At 71.7% G+C, this 795-nt stretch carries 1 protein-coding gene; it reads right to left on the bottom strand.

The features are described from left to right. The coding region (locus CW362_RS42885) for a dihydropteroate synthase (RefSeq protein WP_162684465.1) at positions 1 to 795 on the bottom strand (795 nt) is incomplete at both ends.

The following is a 795-nucleotide window of genomic DNA, read 5'->3' as shown; positions in this document are numbered from 1 at the left end:
TCCGCGATGGCGACCTTGGTCTCCACCGTACGGGCCTGGCCCTCCTCGTCGATGGTCAGCGCGATCAGCGCCGCCCCGTGCTCACGCGCGAGGCGGGTGACCTTCGCGAACCGGGACTCGGGCCCGTCGCCGTCCTCGTAGTTGACGGAGTTGAGGACCGCGCGTCCGCCGAGGCGCTCCAGCCCCGCCTGGATGACCTCGACCTCGGTGGAGTCCAGCACGATCGGCAGCGTGGAGGCGGTGGCGAAACGGCCGGCCAGCTCGTCCATGTCGGCGACGCCGTCACGGCCGACGTAGTCGACGCACAGGTCGAGCATGTGCGCGCCCTCGCGGATCTGGTCGCGGGCCATCTCCACGCAGTCGTCCCAGCGGCCCTCCAGCATCGCCTCACGGAACTTCTTCGACCCGTTGGCGTTGGTGCGCTCGCCGATGGCCATGTAGGCGGTGTCCTGGCGGAACGGGACGTGCGTGTACAGGGAGGCGGCGCCGGGCTCGGGCCGCGGGTCCCGCCGGGCCGGGGTCAGGTCCTGCATCCGTTCCACCAGGCGGCGCAGGTGTTCGGGGGTCGTACCGCAGCAGCCGCCGACCAGTGCTGTGCCGAAGTCGCGCACGAACGTCTCCTGCGCGTCCGCCAGGCCGTCCGGGCCGAGCGGGAAGTGGGCGCCGTCCTTCGTCAGCACGGGCAGACCGGCGTTGGGCATGCACAGCAGGGGGATGCGGGAGTGCCGGGCCAGGTGGCGCAGGTGCTCGCTCATCTCGGCGGGGCCGGTCGAGCAGTTCAGACCGATCATGTCG

The organism is Streptomyces populi (assembly GCF_002911015.1).
Classification (GTDB): Bacteria; Actinomycetota; Actinomycetes; order Streptomycetales; family Streptomycetaceae; genus Streptomyces; species Streptomyces populi.
The sequence above is the reverse complement of the archived record's forward strand: the minus strand, read 5'-3'. Positions and strand labels throughout refer to the sequence as shown.